General features: G+C 62.4%; 15 protein-coding genes. 8 read left to right on the forward strand and 7 right to left on the reverse strand.

The annotated features are described in order from the left end of the window. Positions 1 to 94: 94 nt before the first annotated feature. Entirely contained in the window at positions 95 to 547 is a 453-nt protein-coding gene (locus M0814_RS24695) for an Lrp/AsnC family transcriptional regulator (RefSeq protein ID WP_103484818.1), read from the reverse strand. A 164-nt stretch (positions 548 to 711) separates the two neighbouring features. Here M0814_RS24695 and yedA point away from each other — a divergent pair, with 164 nt between their 5' ends. Both yedA and M0814_RS24705 read left to right on the forward strand, forming a co-directional pair. After that, positions 712 to 1,653, forward strand: coding sequence for a drug/metabolite exporter YedA (gene yedA / locus M0814_RS24700; protein WP_003228473.1), 942 nt, complete (start codon positions 712 to 714; stop codon positions 1,651 to 1,653). A gap of 65 nt (positions 1,654 to 1,718) precedes the next feature. Then, the gene (locus M0814_RS24705; protein ID WP_003228472.1) at positions 1,719 to 3,059 is read left to right on the forward strand and encodes a DEAD/DEAH box helicase; all 1,341 of its coding nucleotides are present in this window, start codon (positions 1,719 to 1,721) and stop codon (positions 3,057 to 3,059) included. A gap of 117 nt (positions 3,060 to 3,176) precedes the next feature. Here the strand turns inward: M0814_RS24705 and M0814_RS24710 are convergent, their stop codons facing one another. Both M0814_RS24710 and M0814_RS24715 read right to left on the reverse strand, forming a co-directional pair. Next, positions 3,177 to 4,415, reverse strand: a complete 1,239-nt coding sequence (locus tag M0814_RS24710; protein ID WP_103484817.1) for a TIGR03862 family flavoprotein — start codon at positions 4,413 to 4,415, stop codon at positions 3,177 to 3,179. Positions 4,416 to 4,707: 292 nt separating this feature from the next. Further along, a complete protein-coding gene (locus tag M0814_RS24715; protein ID WP_003228470.1) occupies positions 4,708 to 5,628 on the reverse strand; it encodes a histone deacetylase in 921 nt (306 codons plus the stop codon). Between the two features lie 96 nt (positions 5,629 to 5,724). On the opposite strand from M0814_RS24715, the gene M0814_RS24720 reads away from it, so the two are divergent. From M0814_RS24720 to M0814_RS24730, 3 genes are all read left to right on the forward strand, one after another. Then, a complete protein-coding gene (locus tag M0814_RS24720; RefSeq protein ID WP_003228468.1) occupies positions 5,725 to 6,294 on the forward strand; it encodes a GNAT family N-acetyltransferase in 570 nt (189 codons plus the stop codon). A 105-nt stretch (positions 6,295 to 6,399) separates the two neighbouring features. Beyond that, positions 6,400 to 7,269, forward strand: coding sequence for an acyl-CoA thioesterase II (tesB, locus tag M0814_RS24725; RefSeq protein WP_003228466.1), 870 nt, complete (start codon positions 6,400 to 6,402; stop codon positions 7,267 to 7,269). Beyond that, complete coding sequence (locus M0814_RS24730; RefSeq protein ID WP_103484816.1) at positions 7,266 to 7,859, forward strand: HAD family hydrolase; 594 nt, start codon at positions 7,266 to 7,268, stop codon at positions 7,857 to 7,859. Before tesB ends, M0814_RS24730 begins: the two co-directional genes overlap by 4 nt. 115 nt (positions 7,860 to 7,974) lie before the next feature. On the opposite strand, the gene M0814_RS24735 is transcribed toward M0814_RS24730, so the two are convergent. The 4 genes from M0814_RS24735 to M0814_RS24750 form a co-directional block, all read right to left on the reverse strand. Next, complete coding sequence (locus M0814_RS24735) at positions 7,975 to 8,928, reverse strand: alpha/beta fold hydrolase (protein ID WP_103484815.1); 954 nt, start codon at positions 8,926 to 8,928, stop codon at positions 7,975 to 7,977. Next, a complete protein-coding gene (locus M0814_RS24740) occupies positions 8,929 to 9,819 on the reverse strand; it encodes a neutral zinc metallopeptidase (RefSeq protein WP_103484814.1) in 891 nt (296 codons plus the stop codon). It abuts the gene before it with no gap. A gap of 190 nt (positions 9,820 to 10,009) precedes the next feature. After that, positions 10,010 to 10,843, reverse strand: coding sequence for an aldo/keto reductase (locus tag M0814_RS24745; RefSeq protein WP_103484813.1), 834 nt, complete (start codon positions 10,841 to 10,843; stop codon positions 10,010 to 10,012). After that, positions 10,827 to 12,566, reverse strand: a complete 1,740-nt coding sequence (locus M0814_RS24750; protein ID WP_103484812.1) for an FAD-dependent oxidoreductase — start codon at positions 12,564 to 12,566, stop codon at positions 10,827 to 10,829. Before M0814_RS24750 ends, M0814_RS24745 begins: the two co-directional genes overlap by 17 nt. A gap of 175 nt (positions 12,567 to 12,741) precedes the next feature. On the opposite strand from M0814_RS24750, the gene M0814_RS24755 reads away from it, so the two are divergent. The 3 genes from M0814_RS24755 to M0814_RS24765 all read left to right on the forward strand — a co-directional run bounded on the left by M0814_RS24755 (position 12,742) and on the right by M0814_RS24765 (position 15,617). Further along, the gene (locus tag M0814_RS24755; RefSeq protein WP_103484811.1) at positions 12,742 to 13,518 is read left to right on the forward strand and encodes an IclR family transcriptional regulator; all 777 of its coding nucleotides are present in this window, start codon (positions 12,742 to 12,744) and stop codon (positions 13,516 to 13,518) included. Between the two features lie 219 nt (positions 13,519 to 13,737). Beyond that, positions 13,738 to 14,799: a Gfo/Idh/MocA family oxidoreductase gene (locus M0814_RS24760; protein WP_103484810.1), complete on the forward strand. Its 1,062-nt coding sequence runs from the start codon at positions 13,738 to 13,740 to the stop codon at positions 14,797 to 14,799. 2 nt (positions 14,800 to 14,801) lie between these two features. Next, positions 14,802 to 15,617 carry a sugar phosphate isomerase/epimerase gene (locus tag M0814_RS24765; protein ID WP_103484809.1) on the forward strand — a complete coding sequence of 272 codons (816 nt, stop codon included), beginning with the start codon at positions 14,802 to 14,804 and terminating at the stop codon, positions 15,615 to 15,617. Positions 15,618 to 15,675 lie beyond the last annotated feature (58 nt).

The raw sequence follows: 15,675 nt of genomic DNA on the forward strand, positions 1-15,675 counted from the left end.
GCTGAATGCCATGCTGCGAGACGGCACAGAGTGGCGGTGACGAACGGTGGCAGTAAGACAGTTGCTCCCACATTTGGATCCTCTGAGTTGCTGATTACTTGCCGTTGCCTTCGATATGGCTCAACGGCACGCGCTTCTCGATCGCGCTCGATAACACAATCGAGGTCTTGCTGAAGCCGAACTTCGCCACCCGATTGATCAACTCTTCCAACTCCGGCATCGAGCCCACCGCGCCCTTCATCATCACGCACGGATCGCCGGTCACTCGAAAGCATTCGGTCAGTTGCGGGATTTTCACCAGTTCGTCGTAGACCTTCTGACTGCCATTCTGGTGCAGGCGCAATTCGATCATGCACTGGATCGGCAAGCCGATTTTCGACAGGTCGATATTCGCCTGATACCCGGTGATCACCCCGGCTGCCTCAAGTTTGGCGACGCGTTCGGCCACCGCCGGGGCAGAGAGGTTCACCTTGCGTGCCAGATCGGCGTAGGACGCGCGACCGTTTTCCAACAGGGCGCTGAGCAGCATGCGGTCGTATTTGTCCAAGGCCGGACTCCTGAAATTGCCAGACTTTCGAAATCGCGGTTAATCCCGTCGATCTCCGTTGTTTCAAAAGTGTACCGGCGCGATAAACAGGTTTTGTAGCTTATTTTTGCGCGCCGGCCTTTCTAGAATTAATTCACACCCTGCCTCTGACTGTCGAGCTGCCCATGCCTGCCTTGCGCCGTTTTTCTCTGCCGCTGATCGCCGCGTTTTTTGCGCTGTACGTGATTTGGGGATCGACCTATCTGGTGATCCGTATCGGCGTCGAATACTGGCCGCCACTGATGCTCGGCGGCGTGCGCTTCGTGATTGCCGGCAGCCTGATGTATGCCTTCCTGCGCTGGCGCGGGGCGCCAGCGCCGACCTGGGCGCAGTGGAAAGCGGCGGGGATCATCGGGATTTTGCTGCTCAGTTTCGGTAACGGCGCGGTCAGTGTCGCCGAGCACAGCGGCGTGGCGTCCGGCGTGGCCGCGTTGGCGGTGGCGACGGTGCCGTTGTTCACCTTGCTCTGCGGCTATTTCTGGGGCGCGCGCAATACTCGGCTGGAGTGGGCCGGGGTGGCGTTGGGGATTATCGGCATCGCCATGCTCAACATGGGTTCCAACCTGCAATCGAGCCCGATGGGCGCGGCGCTGCTGATTTTTGCGGCGGCAACCTGGGCGTTCGGCTCGGTGTGGAGCAAACACCTGCCGTTGCCGCAAGGTGCGATGGCCAGTGCCGTAGAGATGCTGGTGGGTGGCGTGGTGCTGCTGATCGGCAGCGCGGTCAGCGGCGAACACCTGCAAGCCTTGCCGCCGGTGGAAGGCTGGCTGGCCCTGGGTTATCTGATTTTCTTCGGCTCGATCATCGCCTTCAATTCCTACATGTACCTGCTCAAGCACGTGCGCCCGGCAGCGGCCACCAGTTATGCCTACGTCAACCCGGCGGTGGCGGTGTTGCTGGGGATCGTATTTGTCGGCGAGAGCATTGGCATGGAAGAGGCGCTGGCGATGCTGGTGATCATCAGCGCGGTGGTGCTGATCGGTCTTCCGCAGTGGCGGCGCCCGGCGCAGCCGCTCGTCGTGGAGACGCCGAAGACCGCCATTCCAGCAGAGCAACGTGTGAATTAGGGTAAACTGCGCGCCATTGCACCCTTGTTTTGCGCAACCGCGCTGATTTTTCCTACGGTACTCCCATGACTTTCGCCACCCTTGGCCTGATCGAACCCTTGCTGCGCTCCCTCGAGAAGCTCGGCTACCAGACTCCAACGCCGGTCCAGGCGCAAGCCATTCCGGCCGTTCTGGCCGGTCGCGACCTGATGGCTGCGGCCCAGACCGGCACCGGCAAGACCGCCGGTTTCGCCTTGCCGCTGCTGCAGTTGCTGGCCATGGAAGGGCCGAAAGTGGCCGCCAATTCGGCGCGTGCGCTGATTTTGGTGCCGACCCGCGAGCTGGCGGAGCAGGTTCATGAGTCGGTGCGCCAATATGCAGAAAACCTGCCGTTGCGCACTTACGCGGTGTACGGTGGCGTCAGCATCAACCCGCAGATGATGAAGCTGCGCGGCGGCGTTGATGTGCTGGTCGCCACGCCTGGTCGCCTGATCGACCTGTTCCGCCAGAACGCGTTGAAACTCGATCAGTTGCAAACCCTGGTGCTGGATGAAGCCGACCGCATGCTCGACCTGGGCTTCTCCGAAGAACTGGCGAACATTTACCGCATGCTGCCGAAGAAGCGCCAGACGCTGCTGTTCTCTGCGACCTTCTCCGATGACATCCGCCTGCTCGCCGGGCAGATGCTCAACGATCCGCTGAGCATCGAAGTCAGCCCGCGCAACGTCGCGGCCAACACCGTCAAGCAGTGGGTGGTGACGGTGGACAAGAAGCGCAAGCCGGAACTATTCGTGCACCTGATGCGCAAGAACAAGTGGAAGCAGGTGCTGGTGTTCGCCAAGACCCGTAACGGTGTGGATGCGCTGGTGGAAAAGCTCCAGGGCCTGGGCATCAACGCTGACGGCATCCATGGCGACAAACCGCAGGCGACCCGTCAGCGTGCGCTAGATCGTTTCAAGCTCAGCGAAGTGCAGATTCTGGTGGCGACCGACGTGGCTGCTCGTGGTCTGGACATCGAAGACCTGCCGCTGGTGGTCAACTTCGACCTGCCGATTGTGGCCGAGGATTACATTCACCGCATCGGTCGTACTGGCCGTGCCGGTGCGACGGGCGAGGCGATTTCGCTGGTGTGCGCGGATGAAGTGAACATGCTTTCGGCAATCGAGATGCTCACGCGTCAGACCTTGAAGCGTCAGAACGAGCCGGACTTCGAACCTGAGCACCGCGTGCCGGATACCGACGCCAGCGGTCAGGTGATCAAGAAGCCGAAGAAACCGAAAAAGCCGAAGACGTCCGGTGGCGGTGGCGGCAAGCGCAATCTCGGTAAATGGGTCGACAGCGGCGAGACTCAGGCGCCCGAGCCTTCGATCAAGCCTGTACGCAAGGTGCCGGTGTTCAACACTGGGCCGCGTAAGCGCAAGCCTTGATCTGATGGGGTGTCTGTAAGGACGCCTTCGCGAGCAAGCCCGCTCCCACATGGGCCTTCATTGAAATGGAGATCTCCTGTGGGAGCGGGCTTGCTCGCGAAGGGCGCGCCGCGGTCCTCAGTCCTTGCGCAACCACTCCAGCATCCCAAAACCCGCAGATCGCCCGCTGGCAAAACACCCGGTCAGCAGATAGCCGCCCGTCGGCGCTTCCCAATCCAGCATCTCGCCCGCACAGAACACCCCCGGCAACGCCTTGAGCATCAAACGCTGATCCAGCGCTTCGAACGTCACGCCACCGGCACTGCTGATCGCTTCGTCCAGCGGCCGCGTTTTTACCAAAGTCAGCGGTAACGCCTTGATCGCCCGCGCCAACAGCGCCGGATCAGCAAACGTTGCTGCATCGCTCAGCTCTCGCAACAACGCCGCTTTCACCCCATCAATCCCGACCTGACTGTGCAGATGCTTGGCCATCGAACGCGAGCCGCGGGGTTTGCTCAACGCGGCCTGTAATTTATCCACAGGACGGCCGGGCAGCAGATCGATGTGCACCGTGGCTGAGCCGTGTGCATTGATCGCTTCGCGAATCGGTGCCGACAGTGCATAGATCAGGCTGCCTTCGACCCCGGTCGCGGTAATCACGCATTCGCCCAGGCGCGGGATATCGTCGTTCAAACCGATGGCGACATTTTTCAGCGGTGCGCCGGCGAATTTGCTGACAAGGAACTCGCTCCAGGCCTGCACCTCGAAGCCGCAATTGCTCGGCTGCAACGGCGCCAGTCCTACGCCTTTTTGCTCAAGGGGCAGCATCCACGCGCCATCCGAACCCAGTCGTGACCAACTGCCGCCGCCGAGGGCGAGCAGGGTGGCGTCGGGTTTGACGGTGATTTCGCCGTCGGGGCTGGCGATGCGCAGCGCATCGTGTTCATCCCAGCCGAGCCAGCGATGGCGGGTGTGGATAACCACGCCGCTGTCGCGCAGGCGCTTGAGCCAGGCGCGCAGCAGCGGCGCGGCTTTCATGTCGGTGGGGAATACCCGGCCGGAGCTGCCGATAAAGGTTTCGATGCCCAGTTCATGAATCCAGCGGCACAACGCGTCGGCGTCGAAACCGCGCAGTAACGGCGCGATCTGCGGCGCGCGTTCGGCGTAGCGCGCGAGGAACGCCGGGTAAGGCTCGGAGTGGGTGATGTTCATGCCGCCGACCCCGGCCAGCAGGAACTTGCGACCGACCGAGGGCATGCCGTCGTACAGATCGACGCGCACGCCGGCCTGGCTCAGCACTTCGGCGGCCATCAGGCCGGCGGGGCCACCGCCGATGATGGCGACGTGAGCGGGGAGGGGGGCGGAAGTCTGGGTCATGGCGTGCGCTGCGGTATGGCGGGATAAGGCGCGCATTCTAACAGCGCAGATCGATGTGGGAGATCTCTGTGGGAGCGAGCTTGCTCGCGAAGACGTCGGTAGATTCAACATCCAGTTGACTGACACGCCGCCTTCGCGAGCAAGCTCGCTCCCACAGGGGTATTTAGTGGATTCAATACCTGGTTAAAAATTAGTCAGTGTGCTGCAGGCCATGAGCGGTATGGGCTGTAGTCCCTTTCGCTCAGGTTATCCACAGGCCGTTCCACAGCCATTGTGGGTAACGCAGCACAGCTTAGTGACAACCGTGTGACGTCCAGACCCGTTGCGCGCTGTGATGGAGGATGCCGTGGCGGCGGGCGAGGGCGTGGCGATCCTTGCTGTAGCCGCCGCCGATCACGCCAACCACCGGGATGTCGCGGCCCAGGCAGTGACGCATCACGCTTTCATCGCGGGCGGCGACGCCTTCGTCTGTCAGCTGCAGATAACCGAGGGCGTCGTCCTTGTGCACATCGACGCCGGCGTCGTACAGCACCAGGTCCGGTTGATACAGCGGCAGCAGGTAGTTGAGCGTGTCATCCACCACCTGCAGATAGTCGGCATCGCCCATACCTTTGGGCAGCGGAATGTCCCAGTCGCTTTCGGCCTTGCGTGCCGGAAAGTTCTTTTCGCAGTGCAGGGAAACGGTGATCGCCTCCGGGGTGTCCTGCAGGATCCGCGCAGTGCCGTCGCCCTGATGCACGTCGCAATCGAAGATCAACACCCGGTTCACCCGACCGCTTTGCAGCAGGTAATGGCTGATGATCGCCAGGTCGTTGAAGATGCAGAACCCGGCCGGGTAGTCGTAGTGGGCGTGATGGGTGCCGCCGGCGAGGTGACAGGCCAGACCGTGCTCCAGGGCTTTTTCCGCCGCCAGAATCGAGCCACCGACCGCGCGCACGGTGCGTCGCGCCAGCGCTTCGTTCCACGGCAGGCCGAGGCGCCGCTGATCTTCACGGGACAACTCGCCGCTCATGTAACGTTCGATATAGCGACGGTCATGGGCCAGGGCGAGGATGTCGTTGGGACAGATCTCGGGACGCAGCAGGTCGGCGTCGCGGGTCAGGCCGCTGTCGACCAGGTGATCGCGCAGCAAGCGGAACTTGTCCATGGGAAAGCGGTGATCCGCCGGAAACTCGGGGCTGTAGTCTTCGTGGTAGATCAGCGGCAGTGGCATGGTGATTTCGTATGGCTGTTGAAGATTGGGAACGCAGGAAAGAGTGAACGATCCTACCAGCGATGTAGACTTGCGGCATGGAAATGGAGGGGCATGATGGAGCCGATTCAGCAACTCGAAAGCGCACGCCTGTTGATGCGTCAGTGGCGCGACGAGGATTTGCCGGCATTTGCGGCGATGTGCGCCGATCCGCAGGTGATGCGCTACTTTCCGGCACCGCTCAGCCGTCTGGAAAGTGCGTCGATGATCGGCCGGGTGCGCGGGCATTTTGCCGAGCACGGCTTCGGTCTGTGGGCGCTGGAGCGCAAGGACAGCGGTGAGTTCATCGGTTTCACCGGCCTCGGCGTGGTCGGTTTCGATGCGCCGTTCACTCCGGCGGTGGAAATCGGCTGGCGTCTGGCCCGCGAGCATTGGGGCCTCGGCTATGCCAGTGAGGCGGCGTGGACGGCATTGCGCGCAGGCTTTGATCGGCTGGGGCTGAAGGAGATCGTTTCTTTCACCGCGCAGAGCAATCTGCCGTCGGAGAAAGTCATGCAGGCGATTGGCATGCAGCACGATCCGGCCGATGATTTCGATCACCCCAAAGTTGCCGTCGATCATCCGTTGCGCCGGCATCTGTTGTACCGAATCACCAGGGAGCAATGGCTGCAAACCCTGCATGGCTAAGCCGACACGGACGTTTACAATGGCGCGACAGTGGCTCGCGCCAGAACCTGAATGGGCCGCCGCAGCCAAGACTGCGCGGCATAGCGTTGTGTGAGGAGAGTCTGAATGAGCCAAGTGTTGGAAGATCTGGTCGACCTGCTGACCCTGGAACCGATCGAGGAAAACCTGTTCCGTGGCCGCAGCCAGGACTTGGGTTTCCGTCAGTTGTTCGGCGGGCAGGTGCTCGGTCAGTCGCTGTCGGCGGCCAGTCAGACGGTTGAAGAGGCGCGCCATGTGCATTCGATGCACGGCTATTTCCTGCGCCCGGGCGATGCCAAGTTGCCGGTGGTGTATTCGGTGGATCGCGTGCGTGATGGCGGCAGCTTCAGCACCCGTCGGGTCACGGCCATCCAAAAAGGCCACCCGATCTTCACTTGCAGCGCTTCGTTTCAGTACGACGAGGCAGGCTTCGAGCACCAGAGCCAGATGCCGGTGGTGGTCGGCCCGGAAAACCTGCCGTCGGAGCTGGAACTGACCCAGCAACGCGCGCACCTGATCCCCGAGCACATGCGCGAAAAACTGCTGTGCCCGAAACCGATCGAAGTGCGCCCGGTCACTGAAAAAGACCCGTACAACCCGCAACCGGCCGATCCGGTGAAATACGTGTGGTTCCGTGCCGACGGCGCGTTGGCGGATATTCCGGCGCTGCACAAATACCTGCTGGCCTATGCTTCGGACTTCGGTTTGCTGACCACGTCGATGCTGCCGCACGGCAAGTCGGTCTGGCAGAAAGACATGCAGGTCGCCAGCCTCGATCATGCGTTGTGGTTCCACAACGATCTGCGCGCCGATGACTGGCTGCTCTATGCGATGGACAGCCCGTGGGCCGGCAATTCCCGGGGTTTCTCCCGTGGCAGCGTGTACAACCGCGCCGGGCAACTGGTGGCGTCGGTGACCCAGGAAGGCCTGATTCGTCACCGCAAGGACTGGGCATGAGCCTGAGCGATGTGAAGCACTGGGTGTTCGACATGGACGGCACCCTGACCGTCGCCGTGCATGACTTTGCGGCGATTCGCGTGGCGCTGGCGATTCCGCCCGAGGACGACATTCTCACCCACCTCGCTTCGCTGCCGGCCGAGGAGGCCGCGGCGAAACACGCGTGGTTGCTGGAGCATGAGCGCGATCTGGCGCTGGGTTCGAAACCGGCTGCCGGTGCGGTGGAGCTGGTGCGCGACCTGCACGGGCGTGGCTATCGCCTGGGCATTCTGACCCGCAATGCGCGGGAACTCGCGCATGTGACGCTCGACGCCATCGGCCTGGCCGACTGCTTCGCCGTGGAAGATGTGCTGGGCCGCGATGAAGCGCCACCGAAGCCGCATCCCGGCGGATTGCTGAAACTGGCCGAAGCCTGGAACGTACCGGCCAACGAGATGGTGATGGTCGGGGACTACCGCTTCGACCTCGATTGCGGGCGGGCGGCCGGGGCGCGGACGGTGCTGGTGAATCTGCCGGACAACCCGTGGCCGGAGCTGACGGACTGGCATGCGCAGGATTGTGTCGAGTTGCGGCGGATGCTTTTGGCCTGAGATCTTCGGTGCCTGTCAGATTGCCTTCGCGAGCAAGCTCGCTCCCACAGGGGAATGCATTCCAACTGTGGGAGCGAGCTTGCTCGCGAAGAGGCCAGAACGGCCACCGCAAGGATTACTGATCAAACAGCGCTTTCTGTCCCTCCGGCGACGTCAACATCCCATCGCCGTTATGCCCGACACCGGGCACTTCCACCAGCCGCTGATTCACCCCTTCCGGGTGGCGGCGCAGCAGGTAACTGAAAAACGCCTTGCCCCGCTCCAGTCGATACGCGCCCTGCGCCTCGGCGGCGCAACTCTTGTCCAGCGCCGGATGTTGCGGGTCGGTGTCCTGCTGCCCCAGCAGATAAATCACCTCGCGTTTGATGTAACTGCTTTCAAGCTGCATCGGCGTTTGCCCACCGGCGTACACCGGCATGTCGGTCAGACCGTACTTCCAGCGATTGAAGCCCGGGCACTGTGCGTGATCGAACGCCACTGGCCGCTGTTCGTTGAAATAAGCGTACGACGACGGATTGGCCACCACATACCGCAGGCGAATGCCGTTGGCCTTCAGCGCCGGCTGATCCTTGGCCAGCAGCGCGTAGCGTTGCACCACTTGTCCGCCACCGGAATGGCCGAAAATCACGATCTGCTGCACATCCGGAAACTGTTTGCGATCACTGACCCGGGCGACGATGGCGTCGAGTGCGGCGTAGGAGCTCAGCGGCTTCGGCCCTGTGGATAACCCGCCGCCCATCCACTCGTTGCCTTTCCAGCGCAGCAAAGTGTTGGGCAGGGAGTACAGAGCGACGTCGCTTTCGTTGAGAAACTGCGGCGCGATCACCAGCGTGTGCGCCGTTTGCCCGGCCAGTTCAGTGGCGCGCTCGGCACTCTTGCGGTAGGTCTCGGCGTTGCGCAGACGACCGTGAATGACGATCAGCACCCGCTCGATTTTTTCCGGTGCCGGGCTGATGCCGACGGCCATTTCGCCGGCCTCGAATTGCAGGCGTCCGGGGCTGATGGCATCGACGCCCGCCGCGTGGGCGTTGCCGCCGATGATCAGTAAAGCCAAAAGCCATTTGCGCATTTACAGGTTTTTCGCCGCGAAGGTATCGCACTGGCCGACCTGGCCTTGGGCGAAACCGGTTTTGAACCAGCGCACCCTTTGCGCCGACGTGCCATGGGTAAACGAGTCCGGCACCACACGGCCCTGACCCTGTTGTTGCAGGCGATCATCACCGATGGCGTTGGCCGCATTCAAGGCCTCTTCGACGTCACCCGGTTCCAGCCAGTTCAGGCGCTTCTGCGCATGGTAGGCCCAGACGCCGGCCAGGCAGTCGGCCTGCAATTCCTGACGCACCAGCAAACCGCCGTCGCCCTGCATCTGCCGGCCCTGCTGACGGGCCGTCTGAATTTTTGCCGAGACGCCGAGCAGCGTCTGCACATGGTGGCCGACTTCGTGCGCGATCACGTAGGCCTGGGCGAAGTCACCGGCGGCCTTGAAGCGCTGGGCCATTTCCTGGAAGAAGGCCATGTCCAGATAGACTTTCTGATCCGCCGGGCAGTAGAACGGGCCGGTCGCCGAAGTCGCCAGCCCGCAAGCGGAATTCACCCGGTTGCTGAACAGCACCAGGGTCGGGTCCTTATATTGGCGCCCGGCCTGCTGGAAGATTGCGCCCCAGGTGTCTTCGGTATCACCAAGGATCGAACGCACGAATTCGGCTTGCTGGTCGTTGGCCGGTGGCGCCTGGCGGGTTTGCGTCGAGGCCGGTGCCGATTGCTCGGTCATTTGCCCGGTGAGCTGGCCGAGGATCTGCAACGGATCCTGGCCGGTGATCCAGCCGATGCCGACGATCAGCAAAATCGCCCCCAGACTCAGACCCTTGCCGCCACCGAAACGCATGCCGCCGCCACCGCCGGTATCATCGCCACGGGCATCGACGACGTTGTCACTGCGTCGGCCTTTTTTCCATAGCATGTGGGAAATCCTCTTTCTGTACGTGGTGATGAGTGTTGCTGGTGTGAGAGTGTGGCGCCAGTCCGGTCGTCCGTCTATTCGCGCACACGCCAACAGGCCCGGCCTCGGGTGACGAGGGCGGGCCTGTTATTGACGAGCGTGTACGCGACTAATTCAATCCGTTGGCGGATTTCTCTCGGCGCGCTGTGCGTCAGCGATCGAAGGCATCCCACACCGGGGCGAAATCCGGGCTGACCTGACGCTGATTCTTCGGCAGTGCGGCGATCAGTGCGCGGTCTTCAGCGTCCAGTTCAACCTGCAGCGAAGCCAGGTTCGCCAGTTGATTGGCCCGGCTGCTGGCCTTGGGAATCGCCGCGACGTTAGGCTGTTCCAGCAGCCATTTCAATGCGACCTGAGTCGGTAGCACGCCGTGTTTTTCGGCAATCTGCTGAATCTGTGGAATCTCCGAGACCTTGTTACGCGCCAATGGCGTGTAGGCCGTCAGTGCCAGATCGTGTTGGCGGGCGTAGTCGAGCAGGGCGTTTTGTCCGAGCAGGACGTGGTACTCGACCTGAATCGCTGACAGAGGGATGCCGTATTCCTCGACGACTTTGCGCAGCAGCGATAGCGGAAAATTCGCCACGCCGATGTTGCGCGCCAGACCTTGCTCCTTGAAGGATGCGAGGGTTTCAAGCGTGCGCGGCAAGTCCCAGTCAGTGCTCGGCCAGTGGATCATGAACAGGTCGACGTACTCGCTGCGCAAGGCCTTGAGGCTGCGCTGCATCGAGTGGCGCATCGCGTCGGGTTGTAACTGATCCCACCAGACCTTGGTGGTGACATGAATCTGCTCGCGGGGTGTCGGTGTGTTCGCCAATGCTTGTCCGACGGCGTCTTCGTTGTTGTAGGCCGCTGCCGTGTCGATGTGCCGGTAGCCGAGTTCCAGCGCTTGCTCGACGGCACGGGTGCATTCGTCGCCGAGCATCGGCCAGGTGCCGAGGCCGAGTTTCGGCATGTTCAAACCCTGGGCGTTAACGATGTGCTGCATGGTCGATCTCCTGTTCGAAAGCAGTGATGCCGGCGATATGCCGGGCGGCGATGTAGCCGAAAGTCAGCGCCGGGCCGAGGTTGATCCCGCCCGCCGGATAGTGCCCGCCCATGATGCTGGCCATGTCGCCACCGGCGGCGTAGAGCCCGGCGATAGGCTGGGCATTGGCATCGAGCACTTGCGCATGCGGGTTGACCTTGAGCCCGGCAAAGGTGCCGAAGCAGCCCGGTTGGACTTTCACGGCATAGAAGGGGCCTGTCTCTATTGGGGCAACGCAAGGGTTGGGAAGGTTCGCCGGATCGCCTTGTTTGCGGTTATAGGGCGTTGCGCCGCGACCGAACGACGGGTCCTCGCCGTGGCGTGCATGGCGGTTGTAGTCCTCCACCGTGTGGCGCAACCCGCTGGGGTCGATGCCGCAGGCGCTGGCCAATTCTTCAAGGGTGTTGCCGGTTTTCAGATAGCCGCTGCGGATAAATCCTGACACCGGTACGGGAAATGGCCGCGACATGCCCAAGCCATAACGCCGTTGAAAGGCGCGGGTGCAGATCAGCCAGGAGGCGACTTCTTCGCCCTCGGGCGTGGCGGCAACCATGGCGCTGACGTAGTCGTAGTAACCGTTGGCTTCGTTGACGAAGCGTTGGCCGTTGCGCAGTACGCCAATAATTCCCGGCTTGCCGCGTTCGATGATGTGTGGGAAATGGCCGATGCTGCCATCGGTATGGGGCACTTGCGAGATCGGCGCCCAGGCCACGGGCGAAGCCACGTCGGTGTTGACCGTGGCGCCGACACTTTCGCCCAGGCGCAGGCCGTCGCCATTCACCGCCAGCGGCGGCAGTGCCCAGTGTTCATGACCCGTGGGCGTGCGCGGAAACAAGGCCTTGCGTCGCTCGATGTCGTTGGCAAATCCACCGGCGGCCAGCACCACGGCTTTGCGTGCATGAATGCGGATCGAACCTTTGGCGCTGCTGACCAACGCGCCGCAAACCCCTGCTTCATCGCGCAGCAGTTCGGTCACTGGCGCAGACGCCCAGAGCAGGACGCCAAGGTCCTCGGCGGACTTCGCCAGTCGTGCGACCAGCGCCACACCGTTGACCAGTTGCATGGCCCGGCCGTGTACCGCGAGGTCAAGCAAGTGCCGGGTAAAACGCCGGGTTACGTGCCACGCGGCTTTCAGTGATCGGCTGAGATTGAGGAACGCCGCAAGGTCGGCGCCGGCCATGATTGGCATGCCCATGAAGGAGGTTTCGCGCATCGTTGTACGCAGGCGCTTGAGCAGGCGTCCGACTTGTCGTCCGTCGTAAGGCGCAGCGATCACCGAGCGACCGCCCGTGCCGGCGCCGGGTGTATCGCCATGAATGTCGGCGATGGCGTTGCCGTCGGCAAATTGCAGAGCGGTGTGTTGTTCAAAAAACGCGACCATGTGCGGCCCGGCGGTGAGGAAGGCATCGACCATTGCCGGGTCGTAATGCTCGCCGAGTTCGTGGCGCAGGTAAGTGCGCGGTTGCTCAACGTCCTCGACGATGCCGGCGCGCCGGGCCAGCGGATTGCACGGCACCCACGCCCAGCCGCCGGACCACGCAGTGGCACCACCGAATACCGGTTCTTTTTCAACCACGATGACTTTCAGACCATGCCACGCCGCAGTGACCGCTGTGGATAAACCGGCGGCTCCGGAGCCGACGACCAGAACGTCGCAGTCGATTTCGGGAAGTTCGGCAGGCATCAGGCAACGCTCCGCAGTAGGTTTTATTGGAATTGGATTCCAGAAATTAACCAATGAAGCGCGACCGCAACAAGGCTTGTTTCAGTAAAGTGGGCGGTTATCGCCCGGCCAGTTCCGGATTTCGCTTTGTGTGAGATGTCTTCTAGAATCGGCAAAATTTCACTTGGATTTCCCCATGGCCGGCAGTCAGATCGAACGGGTTTTCAGCGTGCTCGAAAGCCTCACCAGTGAGCCGCGCGGGCTGCCGATGCAGACCCTCGCCGAACAACTGGACATTCCGAAAAGTGCCACTCACCGCATGCTCGCCGAGCTGATTCGCCTGGGTTACGTGCGGCAGAATGCCGACACTTTGCGCTATCACTTGTCGACCAAACTGGTGGCGATGGGGTTTCAGTACCTGTCGAGCAGCGGTGCCGACATCGTGCAGCCGGTGCTGGATCGACTGGCTCAGGAAACCGGTGAACTGGTGCGTCTGGGGGTGATCGATGGCGAGCGCCAGACCTGGATCGCCAAGGCACAGGGCGCACGCACGGGCTTGCGTTATGACCCGGACATGGGGCGCGATGCGCCGCTGTTCTACACCGCCTCCGGGCATGCGTGGCTGGCCTGCATGAGCGATGCCGAGGCGTTGTCGCTGGTCGAGCGCCAGGGCGCGGAAGTACCGGTGGGCGTCGGGCCGAATGCGCCGCGCTCCAATATCGAACTGCTGGAGCGCCTGCGCCTGGCGCGGGAACAGGGTTATGCCTGTGTCGAGGAAAGTTCGGCGGTGGGCACCTCGGCGATTGCCGCGGTGGTCAAGCATCCGGTGGACGGGCGAGTGATCGGCGTACTGAGCATTGCCGGGCCAAGCGCACGGATGCCCGGCGCGCGACTGCACGAATTGGCGCCGTTGCTGGTGAAGTTCACCGAGGAATTGTCGGCGGCGAGCCTGGCGTCTGAGTTATTCATCTGACCGATCCCCTGTAGGAGCTGCCGAAGGCTGCGATCTTTTGATCTTGAAAAACAAAGTCAAAAGATCGCAGCCTTCGGCAGCTCCTACAGGTCAGGCGTTGTGTATGAAGTTGTGCGGTGTTCGCACGGTTTTCCCATCACTGGGTGTTTGATTGTGGAACGCGGTTCTAAATTGTTGCTGGAGTGACTTTTCCAACAACAATCACAAAAGGATCGCGTCTTGACTCCGCCCCTTCGTATCGCCCTGATCGGCGCTGGCAACATGGGCCAGCAGCATTACCAGCACCTGCAAACCCTCAACGAAGCCCGCTTATGCGCAGTGGCCGATCCCGGCCCGCAGGCTGCCGCGCTGGCGGGGCAGTGGGGCGTGGCGCATTTCGCCGATCACCGGCAGATGCTGGAGCAGGCGCGGCCAGACGCGGTGATCGTGGCCAATCCGAATAATCAGCACGTCAGCACCGCCCTGGATTGCCTCGCCGCCGGGGTTGCGGTGTTGCTGGAGAAACCGGTCGGCGTGCACCTGGATGAGGTGCGTGAACTGGTGGCGGCGGTCAAACGCTGTGGCGTGCCGGTGCTGGTCGGCCATCATCGGCGGCACAATCCGCTGATCGTGCGCGCCCATGAGTTGTTGCGCAGCGGCGCGCTCGGGAGGCTGACCACGGTTACCGCGCTGTTCCAGTTACGCAAACCCGACGCTTATTTCGAGATCCCGTGGCGCCGTGAACCGGGGGCGGGCCTGTTGCTGACCAATCTGATTCACGACCTCGATCTGCTGCGTCACCTGTGCGGTGAAGTGCAATCGGTGCAGGCCGTCACCGACAACGCGGTGCGTGGTTTTGCCAACGAAGACAGCGTGGCGCTGTTGCTGCAATTTGCCGACGGTGCACTCGGTACGCTGAGCGGTTCTGATGCCGTCGCCGCGCCGTGGAGCTGGGAGCTGAATTCCGGGGAGAACCCGGTCTACCCGCGTCAGGTCGATCAGCCGTGTTATCTGCTGGCGGGTACCGCCGGGGCGCTGAGCATTCCGCAACTCAAGCGCTGGCATTACGCTGCCGATCAAGTCGATGCCGGTTGGCACGAGCCTTTGCTCGCGGTGCAGGAACATTGCGCGGCCGGGGACGCGTTGCGTTTGCAGCTGCAGCATTTTGTGCAGGTCGCGCGGCGTGAAGTCGAACCGCTGGTCAGTGCCGCCGATGCCGCACGAACATTGGCGCTGATCGAGGCGATTCGCGAGGCGGCGGCCAGCGGTCGTGCCTGTTCCCCTGCAGTGGTCGAGGCTTGAACATGAACGAACGAATCCTGTCCCTGGCCAGTCTCACCGTACTCGAATTGTCGCCACCGCAAATGGTCGAGGTGGCGGCGCGTGCCGGTTACAGCCATGTCGGCCTGCGTCTCGAGCCGGCGACGCCCGAGGAATATCATTTTCCGTTGGTGGCCGATGCTGATTTGCGGCGTCAGACGCTGGCGCGTTTGCGCGACACTGGCATCGCTGTGCTCGATGTGGAAATCCTGCGCTTGAAACCGCAAACCGTGGTCGCCGATTTTGAGCAATTGCTGGCCGTCGGCGCGGAGTTCGGCGCCAGTGAGTTACTGGTCGCCGGCAACGATCCTGACGAGCAACGGCTCACCGACAATTTTGCCGCGTTGTGTGATCTGGCGGCGCCTTACGGCTTGCATCCGCATCTGGAGTTCATGCCCTGGACCGATGCGCGCAACCTCGAGCAGGCGTTGCGCATCGTTGCCAATGCCGACCGGGAAAACGCCGCGGTGCTGGTCGATGCCTTTCATTTCGATCGCTCCGGCTCACGGCTGGAGGATCTGGCCCACGTCGCGCCTGCGCGCCTGCGTTATGCGCAATTGTGCGATGTGGCGGGCCCGAGACCGGCGGACATGGCCGAGATCTTGCGTCAGGCGCGCAATGAACGGCGGTTTCCCGGCGAGGGCGATTGTGACTTGCTCGGGTTGCTGAAAGCGCTGCCGACTAATCTTGCGTTGAGCCTGGAAATTCCTGCGGTGAAATTGCTCGAGCAGGGCGTGAGTGGATTGCAGCGGGCGCAGATGGCGATGGATAGCACCCGAGCGTTGTTGGCGCAGCTTTAAGCGCTGCTGCGCACCTGTCGCGGGCAACCCCGTTGCCACAGGGACAGTGTTGTTCCAG

The sequence above is a fragment of the Pseudomonas sp. MWU12-2020 genome, from assembly GCF_023100605.1.
In the GTDB taxonomy this organism is placed as follows: domain Bacteria; phylum Pseudomonadota; class Gammaproteobacteria; order Pseudomonadales; family Pseudomonadaceae; genus Aquipseudomonas; species Aquipseudomonas fluorescens_H.

Bases quoted from the DNA above. Each gene is read 5' to 3' on its own strand.
- yedA (WP_003228473.1), top strand. From the start codon at position 712: ATGCCTGCCTTGCGCCGTTTTTCTCTGCCGCTGATCGCCGCGTTTTTT.
- M0814_RS24705 (WP_003228472.1), top strand. From the start codon at position 1,719: ATGACTTTCGCCACCCTTGGCCTGATCGAACCCTTGCTGCGCTCCCTC.
- M0814_RS24710 (WP_103484817.1), bottom strand. From the start codon at position 4,415: ATGACCCAGACTTCCGCCCCCCTCCCCGCTCACGTCGCCATCATCGGC.
- M0814_RS24715 (WP_003228470.1), bottom strand. From the start codon at position 5,628: ATGCCACTGCCGCTGATCTACCACGAAGACTACAGCCCCGAGTTTCCG.
- M0814_RS24720 (WP_003228468.1), top strand. From the start codon at position 5,725: ATGGAGCCGATTCAGCAACTCGAAAGCGCACGCCTGTTGATGCGTCAG.
- tesB (WP_003228466.1), top strand. From the start codon at position 6,400: ATGAGCCAAGTGTTGGAAGATCTGGTCGACCTGCTGACCCTGGAACCG.
- M0814_RS24730 (WP_103484816.1), top strand. From the start codon at position 7,266: ATGAGCCTGAGCGATGTGAAGCACTGGGTGTTCGACATGGACGGCACC.
- M0814_RS24735 (WP_103484815.1), bottom strand. From the start codon at position 8,928: ATGCGCAAATGGCTTTTGGCTTTACTGATCATCGGCGGCAACGCCCAC.
- M0814_RS24740 (WP_103484814.1), bottom strand. From the start codon at position 9,819: ATGCTATGGAAAAAAGGCCGACGCAGTGACAACGTCGTCGATGCCCGT.
- M0814_RS24745 (WP_103484813.1), bottom strand. From the start codon at position 10,843: ATGCAGCACATCGTTAACGCCCAGGGTTTGAACATGCCGAAACTCGGC.
- M0814_RS24750 (WP_103484812.1), bottom strand. From the start codon at position 12,566: ATGCCTGCCGAACTTCCCGAAATCGACTGCGACGTTCTGGTCGTCGGC.
- M0814_RS24755 (WP_103484811.1), top strand. From the start codon at position 12,742: ATGGCCGGCAGTCAGATCGAACGGGTTTTCAGCGTGCTCGAAAGCCTC.
- M0814_RS24765 (WP_103484809.1), top strand. From the start codon at position 14,802: ATGAACGAACGAATCCTGTCCCTGGCCAGTCTCACCGTACTCGAATTG.